The 25,828-nt window shown below is 53.9% G+C and carries 24 protein-coding genes; 7 read left to right on the top strand and 17 right to left on the bottom strand.

The features are described from left to right. Window positions 1–2 precede the first annotated feature (2 nt). Genes nuoG through LHF31_RS00820 form a run of 7 tightly spaced genes read right to left on the bottom strand, consistent with a single transcriptional unit; the run spans window position 3 to window position 6,915 of the window. Window positions 3–2,492, bottom strand: a complete 2,490-nt coding sequence (nuoG, locus tag LHF31_RS00790) for an NADH-quinone oxidoreductase subunit NuoG (RefSeq protein WP_303773169.1) — start codon at window positions 2,490–2,492, stop codon at window positions 3–5. Between the two features lie 16 nt (window positions 2,493–2,508). Further along, a complete protein-coding gene (gene nuoF, locus LHF31_RS00795) occupies window positions 2,509–3,786 on the bottom strand; it encodes an NADH-quinone oxidoreductase subunit NuoF (RefSeq protein ID WP_298002837.1) in 1,278 nt (425 codons plus the stop codon). Beyond that, entirely contained in the window at window positions 3,783–4,304 is a 522-nt protein-coding gene (gene nuoE, locus LHF31_RS00800) for an NAD(P)H-dependent oxidoreductase subunit E (RefSeq protein ID WP_298002840.1), read from the bottom strand. Before nuoE ends, nuoF begins: the two co-directional genes overlap by 4 nt. Beyond that, entirely contained in the window at window positions 4,301–5,530 is a 1,230-nt protein-coding gene (nuoD, locus tag LHF31_RS00805) for an NADH dehydrogenase (quinone) subunit D (RefSeq protein ID WP_298002843.1), read from the bottom strand. The genes nuoE and nuoD overlap by 4 nt, the downstream gene beginning before the upstream one ends. Window positions 5,531–5,546: 16 nt before the next feature. Further along, window positions 5,547–6,059 carry an NADH-quinone oxidoreductase subunit C gene (locus LHF31_RS00810; protein ID WP_298002846.1) on the bottom strand — a complete coding sequence of 171 codons (513 nt, stop codon included), beginning with the start codon at window positions 6,057–6,059 and terminating at the stop codon, window positions 5,547–5,549. Between the two features lie 26 nt (window positions 6,060–6,085). Further along, window positions 6,086–6,568 (bottom strand): NADH-quinone oxidoreductase subunit B, encoded by a 483-nt coding sequence (locus LHF31_RS00815; RefSeq protein WP_298002849.1) that lies wholly within the window; start codon window positions 6,566–6,568, stop codon window positions 6,086–6,088. Further along, complete coding sequence (locus LHF31_RS00820; RefSeq protein ID WP_298002850.1) at window positions 6,559–6,915, bottom strand: NADH-quinone oxidoreductase subunit A; 357 nt, start codon at window positions 6,913–6,915, stop codon at window positions 6,559–6,561. The genes LHF31_RS00815 and LHF31_RS00820 overlap by 10 nt, the downstream gene beginning before the upstream one ends. Before the next feature lie 280 nt (window positions 6,916–7,195). On the opposite strand from LHF31_RS00820, the gene LHF31_RS00825 reads away from it, so the two are divergent. Genes LHF31_RS00825 through LHF31_RS00835 form a run of 3 tightly spaced genes read left to right on the top strand, consistent with a single transcriptional unit; the run spans window position 7,196 to window position 10,738 of the window. Further along, window positions 7,196–8,302 carry a Gfo/Idh/MocA family protein gene (locus LHF31_RS00825; protein WP_298002853.1) on the top strand — a complete coding sequence of 369 codons (1,107 nt, stop codon included), beginning with the start codon at window positions 7,196–7,198 and terminating at the stop codon, window positions 8,300–8,302. A 58-nt stretch (window positions 8,303–8,360) separates the two neighbouring features. Then, on the top strand, window positions 8,361–9,533 hold the full coding sequence (locus LHF31_RS00830; protein ID WP_303773174.1) for an MFS transporter: 1,173 nt from the start codon (window positions 8,361–8,363) through the stop codon (window positions 9,531–9,533). Next, window positions 9,530–10,738, top strand: a complete 1,209-nt coding sequence (locus LHF31_RS00835; protein WP_303773175.1) for an MFS transporter — start codon at window positions 9,530–9,532, stop codon at window positions 10,736–10,738. Before LHF31_RS00830 ends, LHF31_RS00835 begins: the two co-directional genes overlap by 4 nt. Here the strand turns inward: LHF31_RS00835 and lysX are convergent. Genes lysX through LHF31_RS00860 form a run of 5 tightly spaced genes read right to left on the bottom strand, consistent with a single transcriptional unit; the run spans window position 10,708 to window position 15,738 of the window. After that, window positions 10,708–11,565 (bottom strand): lysine biosynthesis protein LysX, encoded by an 858-nt coding sequence (gene lysX, locus LHF31_RS00840; RefSeq protein WP_369685042.1) that lies wholly within the window; start codon window positions 11,563–11,565, stop codon window positions 10,708–10,710. The two genes, LHF31_RS00835 and lysX, sit on opposite strands and share 31 nt — an antisense overlap. Next, entirely contained in the window at window positions 11,565–12,590 is a 1,026-nt protein-coding gene (locus tag LHF31_RS00845) for an isocitrate/isopropylmalate dehydrogenase family protein (protein ID WP_303773178.1), read from the bottom strand. Before LHF31_RS00845 ends, lysX begins: the two co-directional genes overlap by 1 nt. Then, window positions 12,587–13,081, bottom strand: a complete 495-nt coding sequence (locus tag LHF31_RS00850; RefSeq protein WP_303773179.1) for a 3-isopropylmalate dehydratase small subunit — start codon at window positions 13,079–13,081, stop codon at window positions 12,587–12,589. Before LHF31_RS00850 ends, LHF31_RS00845 begins: the two co-directional genes overlap by 4 nt. A gap of 12 nt (window positions 13,082–13,093) precedes the next feature. Beyond that, complete coding sequence (locus LHF31_RS00855) at window positions 13,094–14,341, bottom strand: 3-isopropylmalate dehydratase large subunit (protein ID WP_303773180.1); 1,248 nt, start codon at window positions 14,339–14,341, stop codon at window positions 13,094–13,096. 11 nt (window positions 14,342–14,352) lie between these two features. Then, the gene (locus tag LHF31_RS00860; protein ID WP_303773181.1) at window positions 14,353–15,738 is read right to left on the bottom strand and encodes an Lrp/AsnC ligand binding domain-containing protein; all 1,386 of its coding nucleotides are present in this window, start codon (window positions 15,736–15,738) and stop codon (window positions 14,353–14,355) included. 329 nt (window positions 15,739–16,067) lie between these two features. Here LHF31_RS00860 and surE point away from each other — a divergent pair, with 329 nt between their 5' ends. From surE to LHF31_RS00875, 3 genes are all read left to right on the top strand, one after another. After that, window positions 16,068–16,856: a 5'/3'-nucleotidase SurE gene (gene surE, locus LHF31_RS00865; protein ID WP_303773183.1), complete on the top strand. Its 789-nt coding sequence runs from the start codon at window positions 16,068–16,070 to the stop codon at window positions 16,854–16,856. A 223-nt stretch (window positions 16,857–17,079) separates the two neighbouring features. Beyond that, window positions 17,080–17,289, top strand: coding sequence for a cold-shock protein (locus tag LHF31_RS00870; RefSeq protein ID WP_298002881.1), 210 nt, complete (start codon window positions 17,080–17,082; stop codon window positions 17,287–17,289). 181 nt (window positions 17,290–17,470) lie between these two features. Beyond that, on the top strand, window positions 17,471–18,451 hold the full coding sequence (locus LHF31_RS00875) for an NAD-dependent epimerase/dehydratase family protein (RefSeq protein WP_303773186.1): 981 nt from the start codon (window positions 17,471–17,473) through the stop codon (window positions 18,449–18,451). 73 nt (window positions 18,452–18,524) lie between these two features. On the opposite strand, the gene LHF31_RS00880 is transcribed toward LHF31_RS00875, so the two are convergent. The 5 genes from LHF31_RS00880 to LHF31_RS00900 all read right to left on the bottom strand — a co-directional run bounded on the left by LHF31_RS00880 (window position 18,525) and on the right by LHF31_RS00900 (window position 24,530). Continuing rightward, entirely contained in the window at window positions 18,525–19,730 is a 1,206-nt protein-coding gene (locus tag LHF31_RS00880) for an ABC transporter permease (RefSeq protein ID WP_303773188.1), read from the bottom strand. 9 nt (window positions 19,731–19,739) lie between these two features. Continuing rightward, window positions 19,740–21,008: an ABC transporter permease gene (locus tag LHF31_RS00885; protein ID WP_298004858.1), complete on the bottom strand. Its 1,269-nt coding sequence runs from the start codon at window positions 21,006–21,008 to the stop codon at window positions 19,740–19,742. A gap of 10 nt (window positions 21,009–21,018) precedes the next feature. Next, the gene (locus tag LHF31_RS00890; protein ID WP_298004861.1) at window positions 21,019–21,963 is read right to left on the bottom strand and encodes an ATP-binding cassette domain-containing protein; all 945 of its coding nucleotides are present in this window, start codon (window positions 21,961–21,963) and stop codon (window positions 21,019–21,021) included. 69 nt (window positions 21,964–22,032) lie between these two features. Next, entirely contained in the window at window positions 22,033–23,022 is a 990-nt protein-coding gene (locus LHF31_RS00895; RefSeq protein WP_303773191.1) for a CPBP family glutamic-type intramembrane protease, read from the bottom strand. A gap of 29 nt (window positions 23,023–23,051) precedes the next feature. Then, entirely contained in the window at window positions 23,052–24,530 is a 1,479-nt protein-coding gene (locus tag LHF31_RS00900) for a hypothetical protein (RefSeq protein WP_298004867.1), read from the bottom strand. Between the two features lie 149 nt (window positions 24,531–24,679). Here LHF31_RS00900 and LHF31_RS00905 point away from each other — a divergent pair, with 149 nt between their 5' ends. After that, entirely contained in the window at window positions 24,680–25,825 is a 1,146-nt protein-coding gene (locus LHF31_RS00905; protein ID WP_298004870.1) for an ROK family transcriptional regulator, read from the top strand. The last annotated feature ends 3 nt before the right edge of the window (window positions 25,826–25,828 follow it).

Here is a 25,828-nt window from a genome sequence, read left to right on the forward strand (position 1 = left end):
TGCTACCCTTCCTGTACCTCTGCTTTCACGGCATGAAGTTTTACCCCTCGCGGCGCCAGCGCCGGCACGCCTGCACTGCGCGGATAGAAAGCCACTCCCTGCGGGAGGGTTTCATCCAGCACCAGCGGCAGGGGACCATCCAATCCTTCAACCTGCACCTTCTCCACCCCGCTTAAGCCAACAGCCCGGGCTGTTTCAGGATGGAGGGCAATATGAGCAGAAACCATGCGCTTTTCCAGCAATTGAGAAGGCTTCACTGTTGTTCCGCGGTCGTAAAGGCGATTGAACGGCACCAGCCAGACCATTCCCTGCTGATTCATCGCCGCCAGTTCAAAGGTTCGTTCAGGCAGGCGGTCGTTCCAAAACATCGGGAGTTGCCAGCCTTGCTGTTGACAGAGAGCCGGAAGCGCCACCCCCATGCCCTGACGGTTGTCATACGCCGTTCCGCCGTAGTAGAGGTCACTGCGTCCTACGGGGGGCCATTGCTCTTCCACTTCCGCCAGACGAGGGTAAGTCAGCCCCTGATAGTGAGAGATTTCCGAAGCAATCTGGAGGAAGACTTTCGCAGGTGATGCCATTTCCAGAGCATGTCCTAACTTGCGGGCAACCTGTGCAGTGATGACAAAATCCGCGCGGCAGTCCGGTACAGGATAAATCACCGGGTAGAAACGCTGAACCCGACGTTCGCCGCTGGTAAATGTGCCTTCACGCTCCGCAAAGGATTGGGCAGGGAAGACCACATCTGCACGGCGGGCAGTCTCGGTCAGGAAGAGTTCCTGAACCACCACAAACCCTGCCCGATCCAGCGCCTGTGCCAGAAGCGGGTCATCTCCGGCAGGGTCAGCGGCAGCGATGAGCACAGCCGCAGCCTCGCTCAATGTGCGGGTGTAATTTCCTACCGTATGGAAGCCCATATCCCAGGCACCCTGAGCGTTCCCTTCTTTCCACACCCCCACCAGGCCATTGTTCGGGCGTCCGTAATGTCCGCTCCTGTACAGCAAGGTGGCACAGGCTTGTGCCAGCGCATTGGTACCCAGCAGATCCAGACCCTCCGCTCCATAGAATACCACCAGGTTTTCAGCCTGTGACAACTCCGGCACAGCCCCATCCATGAGCGACTGGATGATGTTCAATTCCTCACCGTAACGGTAGCGCATCACTTTAGCGGCGTAGCGTTCCAGGCGGGTCGGGCGCGCCCCGGCCACCACCAGAACCGCTCCGCGTTCAGCGGCGGCTTTCAGGCGCATCCACCAGATGGGGGCTTCCTCGTGCAGGTCTGCGGCAATCACCAGCACCGCATCCCCTTTGCCCAGCGATCCCAGGTTGCTTCCAGGGGTCAACCCCACCTGTTGAGTCAAATCTCCGCCGCCCATGTGGGTATAGAGGATGGCTTTACCGCGCTGAGCATCTGCCAGTTTACGCAGATTGAACAAATCTTCGTTAGAAAGGCGTCCACCAGCCAGCACCACCAGGTTTTCCCCTGCCTGCTTCAAACCCTGAGCGGCTGCCTCCAGGGCTTCTTCCCATGAAGCCGGGACCAGTTCGCCATTTTTCCGCACCAGTGGCTGGGTGAGACGCTGTGGGCTTTCGACAAAGTGGTAGGCAAATCTACCTTTATCGCAAATCCAGATTTCATTGACCAATTCATTCTGGCGGGGCATGGCGCGTTTGATCACCAGTTTGCCGCCCGAAGCGGCTTCCCGGCGCACGTTGAAGGTCAGGTTGCACCCCACCGGGCAATGCGTACAAATGGACGCCACCGGCTTGAGTTCCCACGGGCGGGCGCCGAAGCGGAAATCTGCCGTGGTCAGCGCACCGACCGGACAGATATCGGTGGTATTGCCCGAGAAATAAGAATCAAAGCCGGGCTCCGAGTAAGTCACAATCTCCAGCGACCTGCCGCGCTGATAAAAACCAATCACCGGGTCATCCACCAGATCCTTCTGGAAGCGCACACAGCGGGCGCACTGAATACAACGCTCGCGATCCAGGTAAATCAATTCGCCCAGCGGAACATGCTTGGCAAGGTGCATTTTTTCCTCAAAGAGGAAGCGGCTCTCAGCGGGACCATACCCCATGGTGAGATTCTGGAGAGGGCATTCGCCGCCCTTGTCGCAAATAGGGCAGTCCAGCGGATGCGAGGTAAGCAGGAACTCCAGCACCTCACGGCGTGCGCTGGCAACCTTCTGATTCTGGGTAATGACCACCATGCCTTCAGAGACCGGCGTGGTGCAGGCGGTTTCCAGTTTAGCACCGAAAGCAATTCTTGGGGTGCCATCGGCTTCCAGAACGGGCTGATTGGTTGCCCGATCCATGACCGGACGCCCGACCTCCACCAGGCACATGCGACACATGCCCACCGGTTCCATCTTGGGATGGTAACAGAACACCGGCACATCAATCCCGATTTTCTTCGCCGCATCCACAATCAACGTGCCCTGGGGGACACGAACCGTTTTACCATCAATCGTCAGGGTTACTTCGTTTGCCATGAAGCCCTCGCAATCCTCAGTCGCCCTGTGTTGCAGGCGCTGTTTGTTTCACCTGATTGAGAAAATCCACACGGAATTGCCCAATACCTGTCTGCACCGCCATGACGGAAAACTCACCCAGCGCGCACAGACATTTTCCGGCAATTTGATTGGCTACGGTTTCCAGTAAATCCACATCGCTTTCGGTGGCTTTACCCGCCATCATGCGCTGAGCAATACGGTTCATCCAGAACGTTCCTTCGCGACAGGGGGTGCACTTTCCACAGGATTCGTGCTTGAAGAAATTGACCGTTCTGGCAACCAGCCATGCCATATTGACCGTTTCGTCGGCAACAATGACCGAAGCCGAACCCAGTTGCGAGCCTATAGCCGCCACGGATTCGTAATCCATGGGGGTATCCAGAATGGTATCATCATTGACAGCAATGATGGCGGAAGAAGCGCCCGCAGGCAATATGGCTTTGACCTTTCTGCCTTCCGGAATGCCGCCGCCGTGAGTGTAAATTAATTCGCGGAAGGTGGTACCCAGCGGCAGTTCGTAATTGCCGGGGCGATTGACATTGCCGGAGAGGCAGAAAATCTTCATTCCGGGGCTTTTCTCGGTGCCAAACCTGCGGTACCACTGCGCCCCGTTTTCCAGAATCGGGGGCAGATTGGCCAGTGTTTCCACATTGTTAACCACCGTGGGCTTACCGTATAATCCATACACCGCCGGAAAAGGCGGGCGAAGGCGAGGTTGCCCCAGTTTTCCTTCCAGCGATTCCAGCAGAGCGGTTTCTTCGCCGCAGATGTATGCCCCTGCACCCAGATGGGTGTAAATACGCAAACTATAGGCTGTGCCAAACAGGTTATCCCCTAACAAGCCGGCTTTTTCCAGTTCGGCAATCTTCTCATCCAGTTGATGAGCAATCTGCCAGAATTCTCCGCGCAGGTAAATATAGGCTACATTTGCCTGCACGGCATAACTGGCAATCATCAGTCCTTCAAGCAACTGGAAAGGGTTGCTTTCCAGAATCTCACGGTCTTTGAACGTGCCCGGCTCAGACTCATCAGCGTTACACACCACGTAATGGGGCCAGATGTTGTTCGGCAGGAAGGACCACTTCACACCGGTCGGGAAACCTGCTCCACCCCGTCCACGCAGTCCGGAGGCTTTGACCTCATTGACCACATCGGCGGGCTGCATTTGAGTGACTACTTTTTTAAGTGCCTCAAAACCGCCGTGTTTCAGGTACACATCCAGTTGATCCAGATTGGGAATCTCGCGATGGCGTAAGAGGATATACTGGCTCATGATTGCGCCTCCTTCTCAGCGCGCACTTTCTCACGCACCTGTTCCATCCACGCCAGGGTCAGTTCCACCGTCTGATTCTCGTGGTATTCGATTTCTCCATCGCCCTGAACCTGAAAGACCGGCGCGCGATGGCATGCCGCCAGACACTTCACCGCTTCCACAGTAAACAGCCCATCCGGGGTGGTTTCCCCTTCGCGGATGCCCAGACGCTGACACAGTTCCTCCAGGAAACGATCAGCACCGCGCAGGGCGCAGGGCAGGTCCGTACAGACCTGAATGCGGTAGCGTCCGGCAGGTTGATCATAATAGAGGGTGTAAAAGCCCACAATCGAGGCGACTTCAGTGGGAGTGATTTCGAGGATTTCAGCGATATCCTCCAACGCCTGACGGGGCACATACCCTTCCTTGCGTTGAGCCAGATACAATAACGGCATGACGGCTGAACGCTTATATTCAGCCGGATACTTTGCCAGAATTTGTTTTACTTCTTCAGGGTAGGTCTGCAATAACTCGTTCACCGGTCCGCATCTCCCAGAACAATGTCAATGCTTCCAATTGCCGCAACCACATCGGCAATGAACTGTCCACGGGTCAAAATGGGCATGACCTGCAAATTGGCAAAAGTCGGCGTGCGGTAATGCACCCGATACGGTTTGGGGCTGCCATCGCTTTCCAGGAAGACTCCCAATTCCCCACGGGGTGATTCGGTTGCCACATACACGCTCCCCCTGGGTGGATAAAAGCCTTCCGTCCAGAGTTTGAAGTGATGAATGAGTGCCTCCATGCTCACGCCAATTTCCGAGCGCGGCGGCGGCACATATTTTCGGTTGTTGCTGCGTACGGGACCATAGGGAAGTTTATCCAGCGCCTGACGGATGATCTTCAGCGATTCATCCATCTCGTCCATGCGCACGGCGTAACGGGCGTACACATCGCCTTCTGTGCGGGTTGGGATGTTGAAATCGTACTGATCATACCCCGAGTAAGGAATGGCTTTACGGATATCATAAGCCATTCCCGCCGCCCGCAATACCGGTCCTGTGACGCCGTAGGCGAGGCACTCTTCCTTCGTAATCACCGCAACGCCTTTGGTGCGATCCAGGAAAAGTTCATTCTCATCCAGCAAGTCATGGTACTTCTCAATTTCGCGGGGCAGTTCATCAATAAATTTGTACACCGCGTCTTCAAACTCCACCGGCACATCCCGCCACAAGCCACCGGGGCGGATGTAGGTGGTCATCATGCGCTGTCCGGAGACCATCTCGAAGATATCCAGAATTTTCTCGCGTTCGCGCATGGTGTAAAGGAAGACGGACATCGCCGCGAGATCGAGTGCCGAGGTACCCAGCCAGAGCAAATGAGAACCAATGCGGGTCAACTCTGCCAGAATAACCCGAATGGCTTGCGCGCGGGGAGGCACATCCAGATCCAGTAGTTTTTCCACCGCCAGGCAGTACACCAGGTTGTTTCCAATCGGGTTGAGGTAATCCAGCCGATCGGTCATTACCTCGGCTTTTTGATAGGTCTTGCTTTCCATTGATTTCTCCACCCCTGTGTGGAGAAAGCCAATGTCGGGAATGCAGTTGACCACGATTTCCCCATCCAGTTCCAGCAACAGACGCAAAACCCCGTGCGTTGAGGGGTGCTGAGGTCCCATGTTCAGCAACATGGTTTCGCCCTGCAATGCCCGCTCGGAAACCAGATGCCTGAGTTCGTCCACCGATACTTCACGGATATTCGTCATAACCACTCTCCGCGATTCATTCCTGAGGGCGTAATTTCCGCTTCAGGACTTCGTCAATATTGAATGAGAACTGCACTTCCTCATATCCCAGAGGATAGTCCTTGCGCAACGGGTGTCCCTGCCAGTCATAGGGCATGAGGATGCGGCGTAAATCGGAATGTCCTTCAAAGGTGATGCCAAACATGTCATACACTTCGCGCTCATACCAGTTGGCGCCCGGGTACACCTTCTCTACCGTCGAAACCGAGGGGTAGTTGCCATTCAGCGGCACACGCAGGCAGATGATGAGCGTTTGAGCCAGTGAGCGAATGTGATACACCACGTGGAAACGCGGCTCCAGTTGCGGGAAGTAATCCACCGCAGTCACATCCACCAGTTGCTCAAATCCATAGTCATCCCGCAAAGACTGTGCCACAGAAACAATGTGCTCGGGAGGCACAATCAGGGTCACCTCGCCCCGGAATTCCTGCACGTCAAGGTTAAAACGGCTCTGTAAGCCTTCTACCACAGTGCGCATTTTCTCGTCCATTCTCAGCCTTCCTTGTCCCTCAGGCCTTAAGCCCACTTGGTCAGTTTTTCTTTGCTTACTTTATCGTGCAGGGTCAACACGCCGTGAATCAATCCTTCAGGGCGGGGGGGACAACCCGCCACGTACACATCCACAGGCACAATTTCATCCACGCCCTGGAGAATGGCATAGTTGTTGAAAACTCCACCACAGGACGCACAATCGCCCATGGCAATCACCCACTTGGGATATGGCATCTGGTCATACAACTGACGCAAAACGGGTGCCATCTTACGACTCACCCGTCCCGCCACAATCATCAAATCCGACTGACGCGGACTGGCACGCATCAGTTCCATACCAAAACGGCTCATGTCGTAATTCGACGCTTGAGCCGCCATCATTTCAATTGCACAGCACGCCAGACCGAACAGCATGGGCCACATGGCATTGGTGCGTGCCCAGTTGACCGCTTCTTCCAGTTTGAGGGTCACCACACCGGCATTTCCAAGTTTTTGCTCTACTCCCATTCCAGCGCTCCTTTCTTCCACGCATACAAATGCGCGACCTCTAAGACCACCACAAACGCAACCATTAAGAGAAAACCGGGAAGACCCAGGTCGCGGAAGGCTACCGCCCAGGGCAGGAAAAACACCACTTCAATGTCAAACAGGATGAACAAAACGGCAATCAGGTAGTAACGCACCGTCATGCGCCGCTGCCCGGGACCGTAGGGCACCATACCCGATTCATAAGGCATGGATTTCTTCTCGCTCGGTCGTTTGGGACCAAATAAGTGTCCCAATGCCACAACCAGAAAAGCGAGAATGACAGAAAACACAATGATGACAACAAGGGGGAGATAATCGGTGAGCATGAAAATCCTTCCAAGCCTTACCCAAATTCTCTACACCAGCAAGTATAACACAGGAATAAATCTGGTGGCAAATTTCACAATGATACGCAGTTCTTATGATGAACAATCAGATTTTTTGAATATGATAAAGAGAATCCTTATGGGTGCAAGCACATGTAGAAAGAAGACTTGCCTTTTTCCCGGGTTGAGTCTATAACCAATCCTGGGTTCCTCAAGCACACAGGGATCAGCAGGCTTTTCAGGGTGCAGGGATTGGAAAAATTCACAGGAGGATTCTGCCATGAAGAATACAGTACGTGTTGGAGTCATTGGAGTTGGACAGATTGGCAAACGTCATCTCGACCTGTACACCAGAGAAATTCAAGGAGTAGAAGTAATTGCCATTGCCGACATAAATGAAAATGAAGCCCGCAAGGTGGCGGAAACCTATCGGATTCCGTATGTGTACACCGATTTCCGTAAACTGCTGGAACGGGACGACATTGAAGCCGTAGATGTATGCCTGCACAATAATTTCCACATGCCGGTGACAGTTGCGGCTTTGCGTGCGGGCAAGCATGTGTACTGTGAAAAGCCCATGGCTGGCGCTTACGTGGATGCCCTGCAGATGTACCGCACCGCCCAGGAAACCGGCAAGATGCTTTCCATTCAACTCAACACCCTGTTTGAAGATGAAGCCAAAGCCGCCCGGTCCCTGATCGATCAGGGCTTGCTGGGACACATTTATCACGCCCGTTCGGTGGGCTTTCGCCGCCGTGGACGCCCATATGTGGATGGATATGGCTCGGCGCAGTTCGTCCAGAAAGCGGTTTGCTCGGGCGGAGCGCTGTACGACCTGGGGGTGTATCACATTGCCGCCATGTTGTGGTTGATTGGGAATCCGCGCGTCCTGCGCGTTTCCGGGGCAACCTATCAGGAAACGGAGATGGATACCGAACGCCGCACAAAGAGCGGGTACGATGTAGAAGAACTGGGTCTGGGGCTCGTGCGCTTTGAGAACAACCTGACCATGGATATCTTCGAAGCATGGGCAGTACACATGGACGGGATGCAGGGTTCAATGATCTTTGGATCGAAAGCCGGCATTTGTCTGCATCCATTTGGCTTTTTCTACAGTCTGGGCGACCTGGACATCAACGCCACTGCCAATATGGGGGGATTCAACTGGCGCCTGCACACCCTGCGAGAAAATGCCGATGGCTACGACAGCGCTCAACATCACTGGGTGGCGGCGCTTCAGGGGCGGGTCCCGCTCCTGCCGACCGCCGAACTGGCACTGAACACCATGTTGATTTCAGAAGGCATTTACCTGTCCCAGAAATGGGGACGGGAAGTCACTGCAGAAGAGGTGGTTGCCGAATCGGTATCTACCGCTGTACCGGTGTAATCTCTGTGTGGAAAATTGCCCGGAAAATCCAGAGGTCTTCATAGTAAAATTTGTGGATATGAACTCTCACAACGCCGCCGCTCATCCCAATCAAAAACCCTTGCGCACCCTGTGGTGGCTTTTCTTCCTGCTGTATGCAAGCATTGGGGTCAGTTTTACGTTTATCAACGTCTACTACGCCTCGATTGGACTTACGGGCACACAGATTGGCTTGCTCAGCACCATCGGCGCTCTGACCAGCATGCTGGGAGCAACACTCTGGGGATACCTGAGCGACCGCACCGGGCAGGCGCGCTTGATTTTATCCATTGGCGGGTTCCTGGCCGGTGGGTTATTTTTTCTTACCCCCTATATGAGAACCTTCACGGCACTCCTGGCACTCACCATTGGCATCGGCGTTTTTACTTCCTCGGCTTTTACCCTGACCGATGCCCTCACCCTTACCCTCCTGGGCGATCAGCGCGGTCACTACGGGCGCTATCGTCTGGGTGGTTCACTGGGATACATCCTGACCGCCTCGCTGGGAGGGTTTGTTTACCAGCGGTTTGGCTTGACGCTGATTTTCCCGGTTTATCTGGTGATCATGATTCTGCTGGGGATCATCGCCCTGCGCCTGCCGGTCATTCAAATTCCTGCCGCTACCCGGCAGAAAGCCTCGCTGAAAGGCATGGTGACCCAGCCAGCCTGGCTGTTATTCATCCTGTGCGTCTTTCTGGTATGGACAGCCAGCGCGGGCTTCCTCAACTTTCTGGGTGTAACCATTCAGGACATGGGCGGAACCAGCAGTTTGATTGGTCTGGCAGGAACCATCGCCGCCATCATGGAAATCCCCTTCATGTACTATAGCGGATGGTTTCTGCAACGCTTTGGGGTCACCCGCATCCTGTGGATTTCCATGGCGTTCTATGCACTGCGGCTGGGATTGTACTCAATCATGCCCTCACCTTACTGGGTGCTGGGAATCAGCGCTTTGAACGGTCCAACCTACGTATTTTTCTGGAACAGTGCTATCAGTTACGCGTTCCAACTGTCTCCGGCGGAGTATAAAGCCACCGCTCAGGGCTTGTTTGTCGCCACCACCAATTTATCTGCCATGGTGGGAGCCCTGCTAAGTGGATGGTTGTATGACACCGCTGGACCCTCGGGGATGTTCCGGATACTGACCCTGTTTTGTTTAGCCGCGTTTGTCCTGTTTGCCTTCAATCGTTCACCCCGGATATCCACTGTATGAGCATTTCACGGACTTCTTCCAACAGTCCAAATATTCTCTTTGCTCTGTACTTTTTAATGTTTGCGGCAGGAGGGATTTACTTCACCTACTTTCTCATTTTCCTGCGGCAAGCCGGATTAGCCAGCCCGCAAATCGGGATTATCAACATGTGCGGCGGGCTGGTAGCGTTTTTTGCCTCGACGTTGTGGGGGTATCTCAGCGACCGCACTGGCAAGGCACGCCTGTTACTGGCTTTTGCCATTGCGACAAATGGCGCGATTTCTTTGCTGTACCCGCTCGCGAAGGCGTTTCCGGCTTTTCTGGCAATTGCCTGCACATTTGCCTTCTTCAATGCCGCCATCATGACCCTGATGGACAGTCTGGCATTAAACTTACTGGGCGACCGCCGTCATGAGTATGGGAAATTCCGTCTTGGCGGCACCTTCGGTTACATCTCTACCACATTGACAATTGGATTTCTCTTTGAGCGCGTGGGACTGCGCTGGATGTTTCCCGTGTATTGCGTCATCATGGGATTGTACGCCCTGCTCACACTGCGTTTACCCGATACCAGCGCCAGCGCGTCCCGTTCGGCTTTGCCCTCGTTCAAAACCCTGGGTACACTCCTGCACCAGCCTGGCTGGGGGGTGTTTCTCATCACCACCTTTCTCATCTGGCTCGCCAGCAGCGGAGCCATCAGTTTTCTGGGCATTAAACTCAAAGGGATGGGAGCCAGCGACAGCCTGGTTGGGATTGTAGCCTCGGCGGCAGCCATTTTTGAGATTCCGTTCATGCTCTACTCCGGCAACATCATGCGCCGGCTGGGTATTACCCGCACCCTCTGGTTTGCTATCATCGGGTATATCGCGCGGGTGTCTTTATACACAGTCATCCCCACCCCGGAATGGGCAATTGCGGTCAATGGGCTGAACGGGGTTTCGTACGTGCTGTACTGGAACGCCGCTCTGCAATTTAACAATCAAAATGCCCCGGAAAATTTGAAAGCCACCGCGCAGGGCATTCTGGTTTCCACCATGAATCTGGCATCTGTTGTCAGCGCCCTGCTGACCGGCGGCTTGTACGACACCCTTGGGGCTAATCCCGTTTATGGCTTGCTGGCAGGTATTTGCGTGCTGGCGTTTATCCTTTTCACCACTGGCAACCACAAGATTTTATTTCCACCGAAAACAGAACCTCAAGCCGTTTCTTTATCCGACCGCACCTGAGCAAGCACATAATCCACCATGCGGGCGGGAATGTTCACTCCGGTGGTGGCAATGCTGTTGCGGAATTCCATGGTGTGGTTGACCTCGTTGACCGTCAACCCCTTTGGGGTTTCGAACAGGTCAATTGCCAGTAATCCCCTGCCCATAGCATGAGCAACCTTGGCGCAAATCTCCGCCAGTTCCGGGGTTACCGGGCAGTTGGTTGCCTGTCCGCCGCGAGCAGTGTTGGTGATCCAGTTTTCCGAATGCCGGTAAATTGCGCCAATGGTATCATCTCCCACCACAAAGGCGCGGATATCCCTGCCGGGTTTTTCGATGTATTCCTGAATGTAGAAAATTTGATGGTGAACCCCGCCAAGCGTGGCTTTATGCTCAATAAAGGCTTCCGCGGAAGAGCGGTCATTCACTTTTGCCAGCAACCTGCCCCAGGAACCCACCACGGGCTTCAGGACACAGGGGTATCCGACTGCCTCGCACGCCGCCAGAGCGGCTTCCTCCGAAAATGCCATCAGCACCCTTGGGGTAGGAATACCTGCCTGCACCAGAATCTGGCTGGTAACGTATTTATCGCCACAACGCTCGGCAACCTCAGGTGTGTTGACCACCGGCACCCCGTGTGCGGCGTAAATTCGGGAAATGTATAAGCCCCGGGAATACGAAACCGAGCGCTCAAACAGCACATCCATTTTCAACGGAGGATGAGCAATATCAAAGAACAAATCCCCATCATTGATCGGGACAACCTCCACATCCGGTCGGCGTGAAAGTTCCTCCAGCAGGTATTTTTCTTCCACCCGCAGACGAGTGTATAAGAAGCCCACCCTGATCATTCCTGCACCTCTTCTTCTAACAGCAATTGTTGAATCACCGCTTCAGCCACTGCCTGTGTGCCCAGCGTCCCGCCCAAATCGGGCGTCACCTGGCGGACTGCAATTACCCGATTGATGGCTTTTTCAAGACGCCGCGCCAACATACCTTCACCCAAATACTCCAGCATCATCGCGGCGCTACCAATTGTCGCCAGCGGATTGGCTTGATCCTTCCCCGCCAGAACAGGGGCACTGCCATGGACAGGCTCAAACACCGCCATTCGTTCTCCTATATTGGCGGAGCATGCCACTCCCAATCCCCCCACCAGCATGGAGGCTTCATCGCTGAGAATATCCCCAAAGAGATTGGTAGTAACGATCACACCGAACGACTGGGGAGCGCGAATCAATTCCATGGCGCAGGTGTCCACCAGCATTTCATCCACCTGTAGGTCGGGATACGCCCTGCCTACCTCCAGGGCTACCCGGCGAAACAATCCACTGGTCTGGCGCATGACATTGGCTTTATGCACAACAGTCACACGGCGCAGATTGCGCTGGCGAGCCTGCTCACAGGCTACGCGCATGATCCGCGCAGACGCCCGACGGGTGATCACCATCTCCGCCACAGCCATCTCTCCATCCTCTTCGACACGTTCCCGTCCCACATACAGGTCTTCGGTATTTTCGCGCACCACCAGCAGATCCACATCCGGGCGGGAGATGGGATGAGGAATGGAACGGCACGGGCGCAAATTGGCAAATAAATCCAGTTCCTGGCGCAGACGCAATACCGGCGAACGGTAATCGGGCACATCGGGTGGAGTCGTTACAGCGCCAAACAGGGCAGCATCTGCCCGACGAATGCAGTCGAGAGTTTCTGCAGGCAGAGGATCACCCCACTGCTGATACGCCTGCCAGCCAATCTCACCCTCCAGCCATTCCCAGCCAATGGGAAGCGCCTCCAATACCCGACGGGCGGCATGAATTACCTCTGGACCAATTCCATCCCCGCCTAACAGGGCAATCCGGTAAGTCTTCATGCCATCAATTCCTCGATATCGTGTTCGCGAAGAAAGCGCACCAGCCCGCCGGCATGGACAATTTTGAGCACAAAGTCTGGTAAGGCGTTGGTGTGGTACACCTTCCCCTGAGTGAGATTGTGAATCTCACCGCGGCTCAAGTCCACCTCCACCTCATCACCTTCCTCAATCTCGGTTGCCTGCGGACACTCGAGGATAGGCAAACCGATATTGATTGCATTGCGGAAGAAAATCCGCGCAAACGAAGGAGCAATGATACACTTCACGCCCGTACCGCGAATGGCTACTGCGGCATGCTCGCGAGAGGAGCCGCACCCAAAGTTCCCTCCCGCCACAATGACATCTCCCGGCTGAACCTGCTGGGCAAAATCCGGACGGATTTCACAAAAGGCTTTTGCTGCCAGTTCGCGCTCGTCAATAGTGATGTTAAACCGTGCGGGGATAATTTCATCAGTATTCAGGTTTTCGCCAAATTTCCAGACTCTTCCCATGTCTTCCTCCATCTACAAATATTTGCGGGGATCAGCAATGCACCCTTCCAGCGCAGTCGCTGCCGCTGCGGCAGGACTGCCCAGATAAATTTCCGCTTCCGGACTTCCCATACGTCCAATGAAATTGCGGTTCATCGTGGTAAACGCCCGCTCCCCCGGCGCAAGTACACCGCCGTGCCTGCCCAGGCAGGCACCACACCCCGGAGCGTTAACCGTACAACCGGCTTGCAGAAACACCTCGATGAGACCATTTGCCATGGCTTTTTCGTAAATTGTCTGACTGGCAGGTGTTACCAGCACGCGGGTAAAGCGATGAACCTGTTTACCGCGGAAAATTCCAGCGGCAATTTCCAAATCCTCATACCGCGCGTTGGTGCAGGTACCAATGTACACTTCATCAATGGGTAAGCCCTCTACCTCCCGCAACGGTTTGACCTGATCCACGTCGGGATGACAGGCTACCTGCGGCTCTAAGGTGCTGACATCCAGTTCCACCACCCGTTCATAACGAGGATGTTCAGCGGCAAAGAGATCAAACGGGGGGCGAGCGCGAGTTTCCCTCATCAGGTACTGGATAGTAACCTCATCGGGGGCAATCAATCCGCATTTTGCGCCCAGTTCTACCGACATATTCGAAAACACCAGGCGCTCGTGAACAGGGAGATTCCGGATATACGAGCCCTCAAACTCCAGCGCGCGATAAGTAGCGCCATCCATTCCCAGCAAACCAGCCAGATACAGCATTACATCTTTGCTGTAAACACCAGGGGCGGTCCTGCCCTCCAGACGAATTAAAATGGTCTCAGGGGTACGGAACCAGCACTTTCCGGTAATCCATGCTGCGCCAATCTCACTGGAACCCAGTCCCGTTGAAAAACAACCCAGGGCGCCATACGTCACCGTGTGAGAATCCGCACCAATCACCACTCCGCCGGGGCGGACAAAGCCCTCTTCGATCATCACCTGATGACACACCCCACGATGATAAAAATGACGAATCCCCTGTTCCCGTATGAAGCGCAGAATCTTTTGCTGGTTTTCAGCGGCTAACAAATTCGGCGCCGGGTAAGCGTGGTCAAAATGGATGACAATCTGATCCACATTGCGAACGGGTTTTCCAATCTCTCGGAAGGCTTTAATTGCCAGCGGAGTGGTGTTATCGTGGCTCATGATGTAGTCCACATCCAGCAAGACAATTTCACCGGCTCGTACCGGTCTACCCGCACGGCGGGAGAAAATTTCTTCCACTAACGTTCCCATGACCATTCCTCCTAAGCAAAACCGTTTTCTGCATGTTTCTTCAGCACCACCCGGGTCTCAGTTTGTTTGACCCCCGACATCGCGCGCAGTTCTTCTATAAAGTTGTTCAGTTCCAGGGTGTTCGGTACCTTGATATAAGCGGCAATATCCTGATCACCGGTAATTTCGTACACGCTGGACACGTATTTAAGGTTTTTCAAACGACGGACTACCGTCCCCGTGTAAACATGGGATTCTACGGAAATCATGACAATGGCATGGATATCTCGTGGAAAGATATCCAGGCGTTTGCCGGTCACCTGTTCGGCAATTTCAACGATATCGGCATCGTGGAGGATTTTGCGCTCATCCCCCACCCGTTTAATCTCTTCCACAATCTTCTCCAGCGATTCGTTGTCCACCTCCACCCCATACTCCGCCAGACGCGCCGCTACCGCCCGCTTTCCGGTATATTTGTCAATGACAATGCGTCGCTCACGTCCCAGAAGCGCCGGGTCAATGCTCTCATAGGTACGGGGGTCTTTCAGCACTCCATTCGTGTGCACTCCCGACTTATGGGAAAAGGCATTCAATCCCGTGACAGGTTTATTTGGGGCAAGGAAAAAACCGGAAACCCGCTCGACATACGCTGAAAGGTGAGGCAAAGCCTGTATATCGTAGTGCTGAACGCCCATCAAGTTGTGCAGGGCAAGGACGGTTTCCGCCAGATCCGGAATACCGGTACGTTCCCCCATACCGTTCACTGTGGTATGGATGCAATCTGCGCCAGCGCGAACGCCCTCCAGAGCATTGGCAAGCGCCAGCCCGTAATCGTTATGACAATGTAAATCCATTTTGCAGGGAAGCAGGCGCTGTTTCAGCGCCGTGATGCGTTCATACATTTCGTGCGGTCGAAGAATTCCCAGTGTGTCAGCAAAACTGATCCGGTCGGCTCCGGCTTCAATGGCGCTGTTGCAGGCACGCACAAGGAACTCAAAATCGGTACGGGAAGCATCTTCCGGGGTATAACGCACCTTCAACCCCAGACTGCGGGCAAATCGAACATGTTCTACAATGACATGGAGTGCCTCCTCCTCGCCCTTGCCCATCTTGGCTTCCAGATGAATGCGCGAAGTCGGGTAAAACACCACCACCCGCTGAACACCGCAGGCATGGGCTTTTTCAATGCCTGAACGGGTTGCCAGAGAGTGAGCCACAATTTCAGCACGCAACCCCAGCGAAGCAATTCTCCGTACAGCTTCAAATACATTTGGAGAGACACTTGGATCGCCCGCCTCAATCATCTCGACCCCCACCCGATCGAGCCAGCGGGCAATCTCCACCTTTTCCTCAACGGTGAAGTTGACGTAAGGGGTTTGCTCTCCCTCTCTCAACGTACTGTCCAGAATTTCCACCATCTCCGGTTCCTCCTTGGCGAGAAAATCAAAAAACTCCCCGGGCTTGGGGAGTTTTCGGCGTAAAAAGAAAGGTTCCTGCTAGTCTGCTTAAACGCCGCTAACCCACTCGCCCGAAGGGTGTGGGAAGGTTGCGCTTGGCGCGCTTATCGGCAGTCAGGCAAAACCAGTGAACCGGGAACATATTGAAGGCAAGTATATCGTCTCTGAAGAGATCGTCAAGAGGGAAAAAGGGTCATTTTTAGGGCAATTTTTTACCCGTTGATAACCCACTCTTCACTTTTTGTTAACAGGATAACGATAAACTTAAACAAAAGGATTGAGGATTTACTATGCACATCATGGTTACAAACGACGACGGCATCAACGCTCCCGGCTTAGTGGCCCTGGCAAATGCTGTAACATCGCTGGGACAGGTGAGTGTGCTTGCCCCCGAACGCAACTGGTCTTCCTCCGGTCATGTGCGCACCCTGGATCGTCCTTTACGGGTCAAGTCTGTTCAAATGGATCATGAACTGGTTGGATTTGCCTGTGACGGCGCCCCTTCCGATTGTGTTGCGCTTGCCAATGCCGGTTTTTTTGATGAGAAAATCAATCTGGTCATTTCGGGCATTAATTCTTCCGCCAATCTGGGGCATGACGTGACCTACTCCGGCACGGTCACCGCAGCCATGGAAGCCGCCATCTGGGGTATTCCAGCCATTGCCTTCAGTCTCGATATTCCAGAGACGCTGGAAACCCCACCCGATTTCTCCACCGCGGCGCAGGTTGCCCGGGAAATCGTTACTGCCACCCTTCAGTATGGGTTACCCCCACACCTTTTATTAAATGTAAACATCCCTTACCTGCCCTTTGATGAGATTCGCGGCGTGCAAATTACCCGTATGGGACTGCGGGTCTATCACGATCAACTGGACAGGCGACTGGATCCACGCGGGCGCCCGTACTACTGGACCATCGGGAGCAGTCCCACCGGCGTACCTGAACGCGGCACCGACATTGGCGCTATCCACGAGGGGTATGTCAGTGTAACACCACTGCAACTGGACCTTACCGCTTTTCACTTCATTCCAGAGATGAACACCTGGCAGTGGAACGGGCTTTCTTCCAGAAAGTTGTAGAAGGAATTTGACGAATTTGACACCAATTTCTCAAATTTCCTTGACTTAATTACAGAGGTGGTTTAGAATACTGTTCAGACAGATGCTGGTTCGTTCGCGTTGGGAAAGCAGGCGGTTCGAGGGCAGTTCATGTCCTCGGGCTTTTTTTATGTAAGAAGGCAGTACCGATGGAACACAAAAAGCATCACCCAATTTTTTTTTATGTCATAAGGAGACAAAAACAATGTCAGAACGTATCCTCGGTACCGTCAAGTGGTTCAACAGCGAAAAAGGCTATGGCTTCATTTCCCGTGAAAACGGACCCGACGTCTTCGTCCACTACAGCGCCATTGAAGGTAATGGCTATCGCTCCCTCAACGAGGGTCAGACCGTTGAATTCAAGGTCGAAAAAGGACCCAAGGGTCTGCAGGCTTCTCAGGTTGTAGTTCGCTAAGTCGAACCTTCCAAAACGGAACCAACACCCCGCCCCACAGGCGGGGTGTTTTATTTCACTCACCAAATCCAGCAAAATTCAGAGAGTTTTCTGCGTATCTATCGGGAAAACTGTGCTAGCATGGAATATCATTCCATGATTGTGCGGATACTTTCACAATTTTTGGATCTGGAGGCATAGCATGAAAGTTTGCGTAGTAGGTGGAAGCGGAAACATCAGCACCAGCATCGTGCGTCTGCTGGTTTCGCTGGGGCATGAAGTGTACTGTTTCAATCGCGGGAAAAGCCGCCCTGTTCCTGAAGGAGCAAAGACCATTATCGGCGACCGGAACGATCGCGAGACCTTTGAAACACTGATGCAATCCTATCGCTTTGATGCGGCAATTGACATGATGTGCTTTACCCGGGAGGACGCCGAGAGCAGTGTGCGCGCCTTCCGCGGGGTAAGCCATTTTGTCCAGTGCTCAACCGTATGCACTTACGGGATTGATTATGACTGGCTTCCTGTAAGCGAGGATCACCCGCTCCGCCCCATCACGCCATACGGGCGCGGCAAGGTGGAAGCCGACCATGTCTTCCTGGAAGCCTACCATCGCGAGGGGTTTCCGGTGACCATCATCAAACCATCCACAACTTACGGACCCATCATGGGATTGCCCCGGCAAATTGCCTGGGATTTTTCGTGGATTGGCCGCACCCGCAAGGGCAAACCCATCGTGGTGTGCGGCGATGGCAATGCCCTGCATCAGTTCCTGCACGTAGATGACGCCGCACCTGCGTTTGTGTATGTGCTTGGGCGGGAACGGTGCCTGGGACAGGTATATAACATGGTAGCACGGGGGTTCACCACCTGGGCAGAATTTCACCGCACCGCCGCAAAAGTATTTGGAAAAGAAGTCGAACTGGTGGGGATCCCGTTTGCCGATTTGAAACGCATGAATGTCCCCGAATTTGGCATTTGCGAAGAAATTTTTGCCCATCACGTCATTTACAGCGCTGAAAAACTCTTCCGCGATGTGCCGGAATTCCAGCCGCGCATCACTCTGGAAGAAGGAATGGCGCAGGTGTTCGAAGTCATGGAACGCGAAGGGCGCATCCCAAACTCGGATTCTTTAAAGTGGGAGGATGAAATCATCGCCCGCTGGAAGAAAATCTACTCGTAAGAGATGTTCTTTGATAACCAAAGGGCGGAGCGCAATCCAAAAGGCTCCGCTCTTTGTCTATACCACCACAGCACTATCTCAACTGACGGCGGAACCGCCAGATGCCCACCAGGAAGAATACCGCCGCAAACCCCAGTAAAACTCCGGATTCCAGCCAGATATCCCGTACACTTCCAGCCCGCAGGGTTAAATCCAGCATACCCTGCATTGCCCATGTGGTAGGGAGAATCTTCACCGCGGTCTGAACGGCTTGAGGGAACAGTTCCAGCGGATACCAGCACCCACCCAGAAGCGCCATGACCATACCCAGCATGATGCTGAGGTTATTCGCCTGTGAAGTTGAGCGCACCATCGTTCCCAGCAAAGTGCCCAGCGCCGCAGCGGAAAGAGCGCTTGCAGTCAGCAACAACGCCAGTCCCAGCGGCTCTCTGCCCCACGGCACCTTCAAAACAACCATCCCAAAGCCAATCAGCAGTGCCATCTGCACAAGTGCCAGAAACACCTGCCCTAAAATTGTGCCCGCCAGAAAAGTCCCCGCGGAGGTAGGGGTGGTCATCAGACGGGCAAGTGTATGACCTTCACGTTCTCCCACCATCAAAACAGAAATACCGAACAGAGGAATAAACACCCAGGTAATCAACTGACCGGCGGAAGAATTGGCGCGGGGATCATAAGGGACGGAGTCAGGCGTGTTTTCCCGAATGACCGCCAGCCGTTCAGGCGCTTCGTTCTGAAGGCGAATCGCCAGACTCCGCGCCTCTTGATAGTACGCCAGGCGCTGAGCCTCATTTTCAAACGGGCGCACCTCTTCTGCCTGTTCTACAGCGAACTGCGCCGCCTGCAGGCTCTGCGTCACCGCTCTTAAGGATTCCTGCACGGAACGACGAGCCGCCAGCGCAATGGTTTGATTGGGTTGTTCGTAAAAAGTCAAAGTAAGGTCTTCACCCTTTTGCTGACGCTCTTCGGTAACGCCCTCAGGGATGAGCATCCAGAACTCAACTTTGCGCTCGCGGAAACGCTGTTCGGCATCCTGGCGGTTTGTCTCTACCGGTCGCACAACAGACGACTTTTCCAGTTGCCGGAGAATCTCGCGCGAGAGAGAGGTTTGGGCTTCATCCACCACCAGTAAAACCGAGCGGTGATCCGCATTTTCAGAGGGCGTTCCCATAGAGAGAACAACTGTAAAAACAATGGGCAGGATCAGGAAGAACAACCACTCTGCCGGCGAAGAAAACCGCAAAAGGATATCTTTTCGAATGATTGCCAGGATCTTCTTCATATCTCCCCCCTACGACTGTAGCAGTTGACGGTTTCGGGAAAACGCCCACACAGACACCGCAAAGAGAACGCCCCCCATGACCAGCAAACCGGTAAGGGTGTGTGAGAGATCCGCAAGCCTGCCGCCGTTTGCCAGAATGGCAAAGCCATCCAGCCCCCAGGCATTTGGCGTTACCCGGGAAAGCAAGAGGAGGAACGGTGGGAATTGTTGGGTGTTGATAAAACTTCCCCCCAGAATGCCAAAGACCAGCATCATCACCGAGCCAACCACGCTCACCTGCCCCGGAGTGCGCGAAAATGCAGTGATCAGCAACCCCCAGCCGGTAGCGGCAAAAGTGGCACACAGGACAAGCGCCAGTACCCCCAGGGCATCGCCCCATTTCAAGCCAAAAATCAAAGTACTGGTTCCAATGAGAATGAGCACTTGAGCCACACCGGTAAGAAATATGCCCAGCATCTTGCCGCCAAAAATTTGTACCACGCTGGTGGGTGTGGTAAGCAGCCTCTGGAGAGTGTGCTGGCGGCGTTCCGCGAGAAACGAACGCCCCCCATAAGATGCAGTGAACATCAGGAACATCAATGCCATCCCCGGAGCCATGTAGGACATGATGTCAAACTGTACCTCTTCCCGGCCCTTCTGATCGCCAATCTGGAGGATGAATCCACCGGTACTGTCGCTTGCCTCCAGCCCCTGGCTCATCTGCTGAGTAACCGTTTCTAACCGGTCATACGGAAGGATTCCAGATTGAAGCATTTGAACAATCGCTGTATTTCCCTTTATACGCTCTGCTTCCACCCGGCTGAGAAATTCGCGCAAAATGGCTTCCACGATTCCTGCGCTGGTAGGGCGGGAAGGGTTGGCATAAAATTCAATCTGCACCGGCTCGGCAAATTGCCATGTGTTGCCACTCTGCGCCGGAATGATACTGCGGGTAAACCCGGCAGGGATGCGCACCACACCTGCGATCCGATCCTCATTGACTGCCTGGCGCGCCGCCTGGACATCCTGCACCACCTGCGGTTCCAGCAAATCTGCCAGTTCACTCGAGGTCATCATTTCGACCAGCGCATTTCCCAGTTCTGCCCCGTCCTCATTAATGATCCACACAGGGATATCGCGAATGCCGGTATTACTGCCTGAAGGCGTTGTCAGCCGACCGGAGATCAGCGCCATGCCCATAATCAGGGCAAAAGGCGCAACCAGCAAGAAAAGCAAGGCGGCGCGGTCACGGAACGCCAGTCGCAAATCTTTCACCGCAATCAACCAGAGGCGTTTCATGTTCCCTCCCTCAATCGCGAAGAGCACGACCGGTCAGATGAAGGAATACGGCTTCCAGGTCAGGTTCTTCTATCTGGAGAGAGCGAATCTTCAAACCGCGCTGGTGCCCCCATTGCATGACTTCGGGCAGAATCTCTTCGGCTTTGTCCACGATCAGGGTCACGGAATGGTTTTCGGCAATGACATGATTCACACCGGCTAATGCATTGAGATCATCCACCAGAGGCGCCAGATGTTGATCTTCACTGAACGAGAGGATGATTTTTTCCTGCTCGCCAATCTGGCGAATCAGTTCAGACAGTGTCCCGATGGCAATCATTTTTCCGTGATCAATAATGCCGATACGATGGGAAAGTTCCTGCGCCTCTTCCATGTAATGGGTGGTGTAGAGGATAGTCACGCCAGAACGATTCAAGTCTTTGACCATGTCCAGAATGGCACGCCGCGATTGGGGGTCAATGCCTACCGTAGGCTCATCCATAAACAGCAAACGGGGAGCATGCAACAATCCCACCCCAATATTCAGACGCCGTTTCATCCCCCCCGAATACGTCTTGACAGGCTGTCGGGCTTTTTCTACCAGCCCCACCCGTTCCAGAATTTCATCCACACGTTGTTTCAGGACTTTGCCTTCCAAGCCCACCATCTGTCCCCAGAAAAGCAGGTTTTCCCGGGCATTAAGATCTTCGTAAAGGGCAATCTCCTGCGGGATCACCCCAATCATGCGGCGAACCTGCATGGGCTCACGGGTGATGGAAAACCCGCCAATCCAGGCCTCGCCGCGTGTTGGGGGAAACAAAGTTGAAAGGATAGAAATGGTGGTCGTCTTCCCTGCACCGTTGGGACCGAGAAGGCTGAAAATCTCTCCTTCTTCGATAGCAAAGGAAATGCCATCCACCGCAAGGACATTCCCATAGGTTTTCACCAGTTCCTGAACCAGAACAATGGCAGACATGGTTCCTCCTGTAACTTCTCCGTTTTTATATACGTAGGAGAGACCAAAAAGTTGTTCTGAAATTTAGCCTTAGCCTGATTGAAACCCGGGAATGCGACGAACGTTCAGGGTTAATCCCAGTGCAAGAATGACAAGAAATCCTATACTCAGCGGCGTAAAATCAATAAACAGGGGTGTTACCAGCATCCCAGCGCGGAGCAACATGACTGGAAAAAGATTGCCCTGTAAACGCACGTACACCCACCCCAGCAGCACGGCATGAAGAAGAATCATCAATACCCGATACGCCAGTTCCTGCCACAGGGAACCAACTGCAGGATTCAACCCATTGAAAACCAGGGGCACCATCCAGAGGGCTTCCAATCCACCTGTCATCAAGACTGCCGCCCAAAAGGGCTGATGTTTCAACAGACGCGAAAAATACCAGCCGCGCCAGCCGGGTTCGCTTCCCAGTGTTCCTCCAAACAGAAAAAGATAAACCCAGGAAGTGAGCACAGTCAACACAAATCTGCCTGCTCCGCCCTCAGGGGAATGAATCTGCGCCGAACCCGTCGCCAGCGCCCAAATGCCCCAGCCTGCCAGCATCAGGAGAGGATATGCCAGAGCGGCGGTAATCCAGATGAGCCAGCCTTTAACAGTTTGTGGCAAAGACACCTGGCGAAGGACCATCCATAAAACAGCGCCGCCAGCCACAAAGAGGATCACCCGCGCTCCCCATCCCAACAGGGAAACCTGAAATGGGGTACTGGAAGCATAAGGCAGACAAATGAAGTACAGCGCGGCGACCGCAAGGATGCTGAGAAGAAGATCCTCCAGCCATCTGCCCTGCATCCAGCGCTGACGGGCTTGCTGATCTACGAACTGAAGCACCAGAACCATCAAAGCCGGCGCAAACGAACCCAACGCCACCCAGTGGCGCAGTGCAATGGCATCCTGTAGATTCAGCCAGCGCGGCACCAGCCAGATAGCCCAGGCAAATAAAAACGTCCCCAGGATGAAAGCGGGCATGGCAAAGTGCTGAACGGTTGGACAAATATCCGGTTTAGAAGAATGTTCCATCTTCCCACCCTCCCGCCTTTCTGACAAGGTTACGCTACCCGACGAATGTCATAAAAACGAACCCCGCAAGGAGGCAGCACATGAGACAGACGCAGCGTACCTTCCAGAACCAGTCGTTGATGGAAGCAGACATCCGGCTCCGCGGCTTGTTTTAATTGCTCCACCTGAACATGGGACAAATACTGCGGCGAGCCCATCGCCTGCCAGGCACGGAAGGCATTGCTGTGTTCTCGATCTACGCGATACCCGATGACTTCATATTCACCCCGCAAACCGTCCAGGATAATTTCCTCTTCGCGATCTCCGCCAGAAAGAGGGTAATCGGAATGGAAATCCGGGTTGACCGGCTCGACAAAATTCCAGGTCAGCACACGCACGTTCCCCTCGGGAGAACGGGTAACCCGCAAAGAAGGCGCCTCGCTCAGCAGTTCTTCATCGTACAACTGGCTGAGGAATCGAAAAGCATGATAAACAGGCTTCTTGATGCCATGCAGGTTGACCAGCCCGTACTTCCCGCTGAACGGCGTCAGTCCCGGACCGGACTCTTCGAAAACATCGGAAATCGCCCAGTAGGAATACACATCCAGTAAACCGCTCAGGTCTTTAATGGTTTGCAGGACAAATGCGGCAGTAAATTCAGAATCCTTGCCGTAGACATCTTCGTGAATGGGAGAGACATTCCACTCCGTGTAGAAGACGGGAAGATGAGGAAAAGCCGACTGACGCACCGCCTGCACGGTCCGCTGAACATCGCGGAGCATGGCTTTTTGCCCTCGCCAGTGAACGCCTGAAAATTCCCCCATCTCAAAAGCGGCATCTGCACAATAATGATGGGTGGAGATAAAATCAATCGGCACCTGATGAGCGGCGCAGTAATCGAGCATCTCTTTCACCCACAGATTGCGGGAGGTTGCCGGTCCACCTACTTTGAGTGAGGGGTGCACCCCCTTCAACGCGCGAGCAGTGAGCGCATACAGGTCAAAGTAGTCTTCCATGCTCCCGGTCCAGAAAATTCCCTGCAGGTCAGGCTCGTTCCAGACCTCAAAATACCACGTCTGTACTTCTTCCAATCCATAGCGCTCTATCAGATGGGTGGCAAATGTGTGGATAAGCAGTTCCCACTCACCGCGATCTCTGGGTGGGGTGACATTGGCACCGTAATGGAATACCGTATGATCACCGCTTGCCAGCGCCCGCGGGGTGAAACTGAGTTCCACAAAAGGTTTTAAGCCAATGGAAAGCCAGAAATCGTAAATTTTATCCAGGTTTTGGAAGTTGAAGACCCGCTCACCCCCCCAGGGGATCTGGTAAATACCAACCAGATCATGGAAAATGGCATGCGACCGTACCGCGCGGAAACCAATTTCTCGTTGAATGGCACGCGCATGCTCACGCCAGTCCTCTCGCAAGGTCAGATATGCATGACAGGAACCAATGCAATTCTGAAAATACCGATCCAGCGGCTGAGCCTCGCCATGAAGGTTGAGATGAATAGATTCCATATCCATACCTTTCTGCATTGGGAATATCAGAGGTGATTATACTTGCTCTTCTATCGGGAAGAAAGAAATAGAGATTTTGTCAAAAACCTATTGACTTTTTCCTGTATTTTTTATACAATAACTTTGTAAGTTCAATAAACAAACAATAACCCCCTATGGAAAAAGCCACCCATCAGCAAACCAAAGTCCATAATCGCAATCTGGTGCTCAAAACCATCTTTGAACACGATTCCATCAGCCGCGCCGAGATTGCCCGGAAAACGCAGTTAACTCGCGCAACGGTTTCGGAACTGGTGAATGAATTGCTGGCTGAAGGGATTGTCGAAGAAGTGGGCACGGGGGCTTCTATAGGGGGAAAATCACCCATCCTGCTCAGCCTGGTGCCCGATTCGCGTTTTCTCATCGGCGTCAATCTGGCGCAGGATCATTTCATCGCCTCAGTGGTGAACTTACGGGGAGATATTAAAGAGACCATTCAGGTTCCGGCTCTTCGACACAACCCCGAAGAAGCCCTGGCGCTGGTGATGAATCTGCTGGAAAGGCTGTTAGCGAAGAACTGGCGTCCCATTGTTGGCATTGGAATTGGCGCGCCCGGGTTGATTCACACCCGACAGGGAATCGTACTGCGGGCAGTCAACCTTGACTGGGAGAATTTCCCGCTGGCACATCTGCTGGAAGAGCGCTTTCACCTGCCCGTTTCCATTCTCAATGACAGCCAGGCGACCGCCATTGGAGAATTCGTTTACGGAAAACATGCCTCGCGCTCCAATCTGGTTGTGGTCAATATCCGCCACGGTATTGGTGCGGGGATTCTCATCAACGGGCGCCTGTTTCAGGGCGATGGCAGTGCGGCGGGGGAAATCGGTCATGTGGTGGTTCGTCCCGAGGGGGATATGTGCCGATGCGGCAAACGGGGATGTCTGGAAACGATTGCCAGCGCAGGAGCAGTCATCCGTCGGTCTGGGGTATCCTCACTGTCTGAAGCGCTGGAACGATGGGGAGATGGAGACCCTGCCCTTCAGTCCATCGTTGCCGAGGCGGGCAATGCACTTGGCGAAGCGCTGGCGCATCTGGTGGGCGCGCTGAACATCCACTGTATCGTGCTGACAGGCGAAATGACCCGTTTTGGCGAAACCTGGCTGGACAATGTGCGTCAATCCATGCAGAAAGCCGCCTTCCATCCACTGGTACAGGATACCTGTCTGGAAATTGGATCCCTGGATTATCGTGCTTGCATTTTAGGAGCGGCAGCATTCATGGTGCTGGAAAATTACGATGTCTTGTTCTTACAGGAGCATTGAAAA

The sequence above is a fragment of the Anaerolinea thermophila genome (assembly GCF_020723905.1).
Taxonomy (GTDB): domain Bacteria; phylum Chloroflexota; class Anaerolineae; order Anaerolineales; family Anaerolineaceae; genus Anaerolinea; species Anaerolinea thermophila_A.

Excerpts from the sequence above, each read along its gene's own strand:
- nuoG (WP_303773169.1), bottom strand. The coding sequence starts at position 2,492 with ATGGCAAACGAAGTAACCCTGACGATTGATGGTAAAACGGTTCGTGTC.
- nuoF (WP_298002837.1), bottom strand. The coding sequence starts at position 3,786 with ATGAGCCAGTATATCCTCTTACGCCATCGCGAGATTCCCAATCTGGAT.
- nuoD (WP_298002843.1), bottom strand. The coding sequence starts at position 5,530 with ATGACGAATATCCGTGAAGTATCGGTGGACGAACTCAGGCATCTGGTT.
- LHF31_RS00810 (WP_298002846.1), bottom strand. The coding sequence starts at position 6,059 with ATGGACGAGAAAATGCGCACTGTGGTAGAAGGCTTACAGAGCCGTTTT.
- LHF31_RS00815 (WP_298002849.1), bottom strand. The coding sequence starts at position 6,568 with ATGGGAGTAGAGCAAAAACTTGGAAATGCCGGTGTGGTGACCCTCAAA.
- LHF31_RS00820 (WP_298002850.1), bottom strand. The coding sequence starts at position 6,915 with ATGCTCACCGATTATCTCCCCCTTGTTGTCATCATTGTGTTTTCTGTC.
- LHF31_RS00825 (WP_298002853.1), top strand. The coding sequence starts at position 7,196 with ATGAAGAATACAGTACGTGTTGGAGTCATTGGAGTTGGACAGATTGGC.
- LHF31_RS00830 (WP_303773174.1), top strand. The coding sequence starts at position 8,361 with ATGAACTCTCACAACGCCGCCGCTCATCCCAATCAAAAACCCTTGCGC.
- LHF31_RS00835 (WP_303773175.1), top strand. The coding sequence starts at position 9,530 with ATGAGCATTTCACGGACTTCTTCCAACAGTCCAAATATTCTCTTTGCT.
- LHF31_RS00845 (WP_303773178.1), bottom strand. The coding sequence starts at position 12,590 with ATGAAGACTTACCGGATTGCCCTGTTAGGCGGGGATGGAATTGGTCCA.
- LHF31_RS00850 (WP_303773179.1), bottom strand. The coding sequence starts at position 13,081 with ATGGGAAGAGTCTGGAAATTTGGCGAAAACCTGAATACTGATGAAATT.
- LHF31_RS00855 (WP_303773180.1), bottom strand. The coding sequence starts at position 14,341 with ATGGGAACGTTAGTGGAAGAAATTTTCTCCCGCCGTGCGGGTAGACCG.
- LHF31_RS00860 (WP_303773181.1), bottom strand. The coding sequence starts at position 15,738 with ATGGTGGAAATTCTGGACAGTACGTTGAGAGAGGGAGAGCAAACCCCT.
- surE (WP_303773183.1), top strand. The coding sequence starts at position 16,068 with ATGCACATCATGGTTACAAACGACGACGGCATCAACGCTCCCGGCTTA.
- LHF31_RS00870 (WP_298002881.1), top strand. The coding sequence starts at position 17,080 with ATGTCAGAACGTATCCTCGGTACCGTCAAGTGGTTCAACAGCGAAAAA.
- LHF31_RS00875 (WP_303773186.1), top strand. The coding sequence starts at position 17,471 with ATGAAAGTTTGCGTAGTAGGTGGAAGCGGAAACATCAGCACCAGCATC.
- LHF31_RS00880 (WP_303773188.1), bottom strand. The coding sequence starts at position 19,730 with ATGAAGAAGATCCTGGCAATCATTCGAAAAGATATCCTTTTGCGGTTT.
- LHF31_RS00885 (WP_298004858.1), bottom strand. The coding sequence starts at position 21,008 with ATGAAACGCCTCTGGTTGATTGCGGTGAAAGATTTGCGACTGGCGTTC.
- LHF31_RS00890 (WP_298004861.1), bottom strand. The coding sequence starts at position 21,963 with ATGTCTGCCATTGTTCTGGTTCAGGAACTGGTGAAAACCTATGGGAAT.
- LHF31_RS00895 (WP_303773191.1), bottom strand. The coding sequence starts at position 23,022 with ATGGAACATTCTTCTAAACCGGATATTTGTCCAACCGTTCAGCACTTT.
- LHF31_RS00900 (WP_298004867.1), bottom strand. The coding sequence starts at position 24,530 with ATGGATATGGAATCTATTCATCTCAACCTTCATGGCGAGGCTCAGCCG.
- LHF31_RS00905 (WP_298004870.1), top strand. The coding sequence starts at position 24,680 with ATGGAAAAAGCCACCCATCAGCAAACCAAAGTCCATAATCGCAATCTG.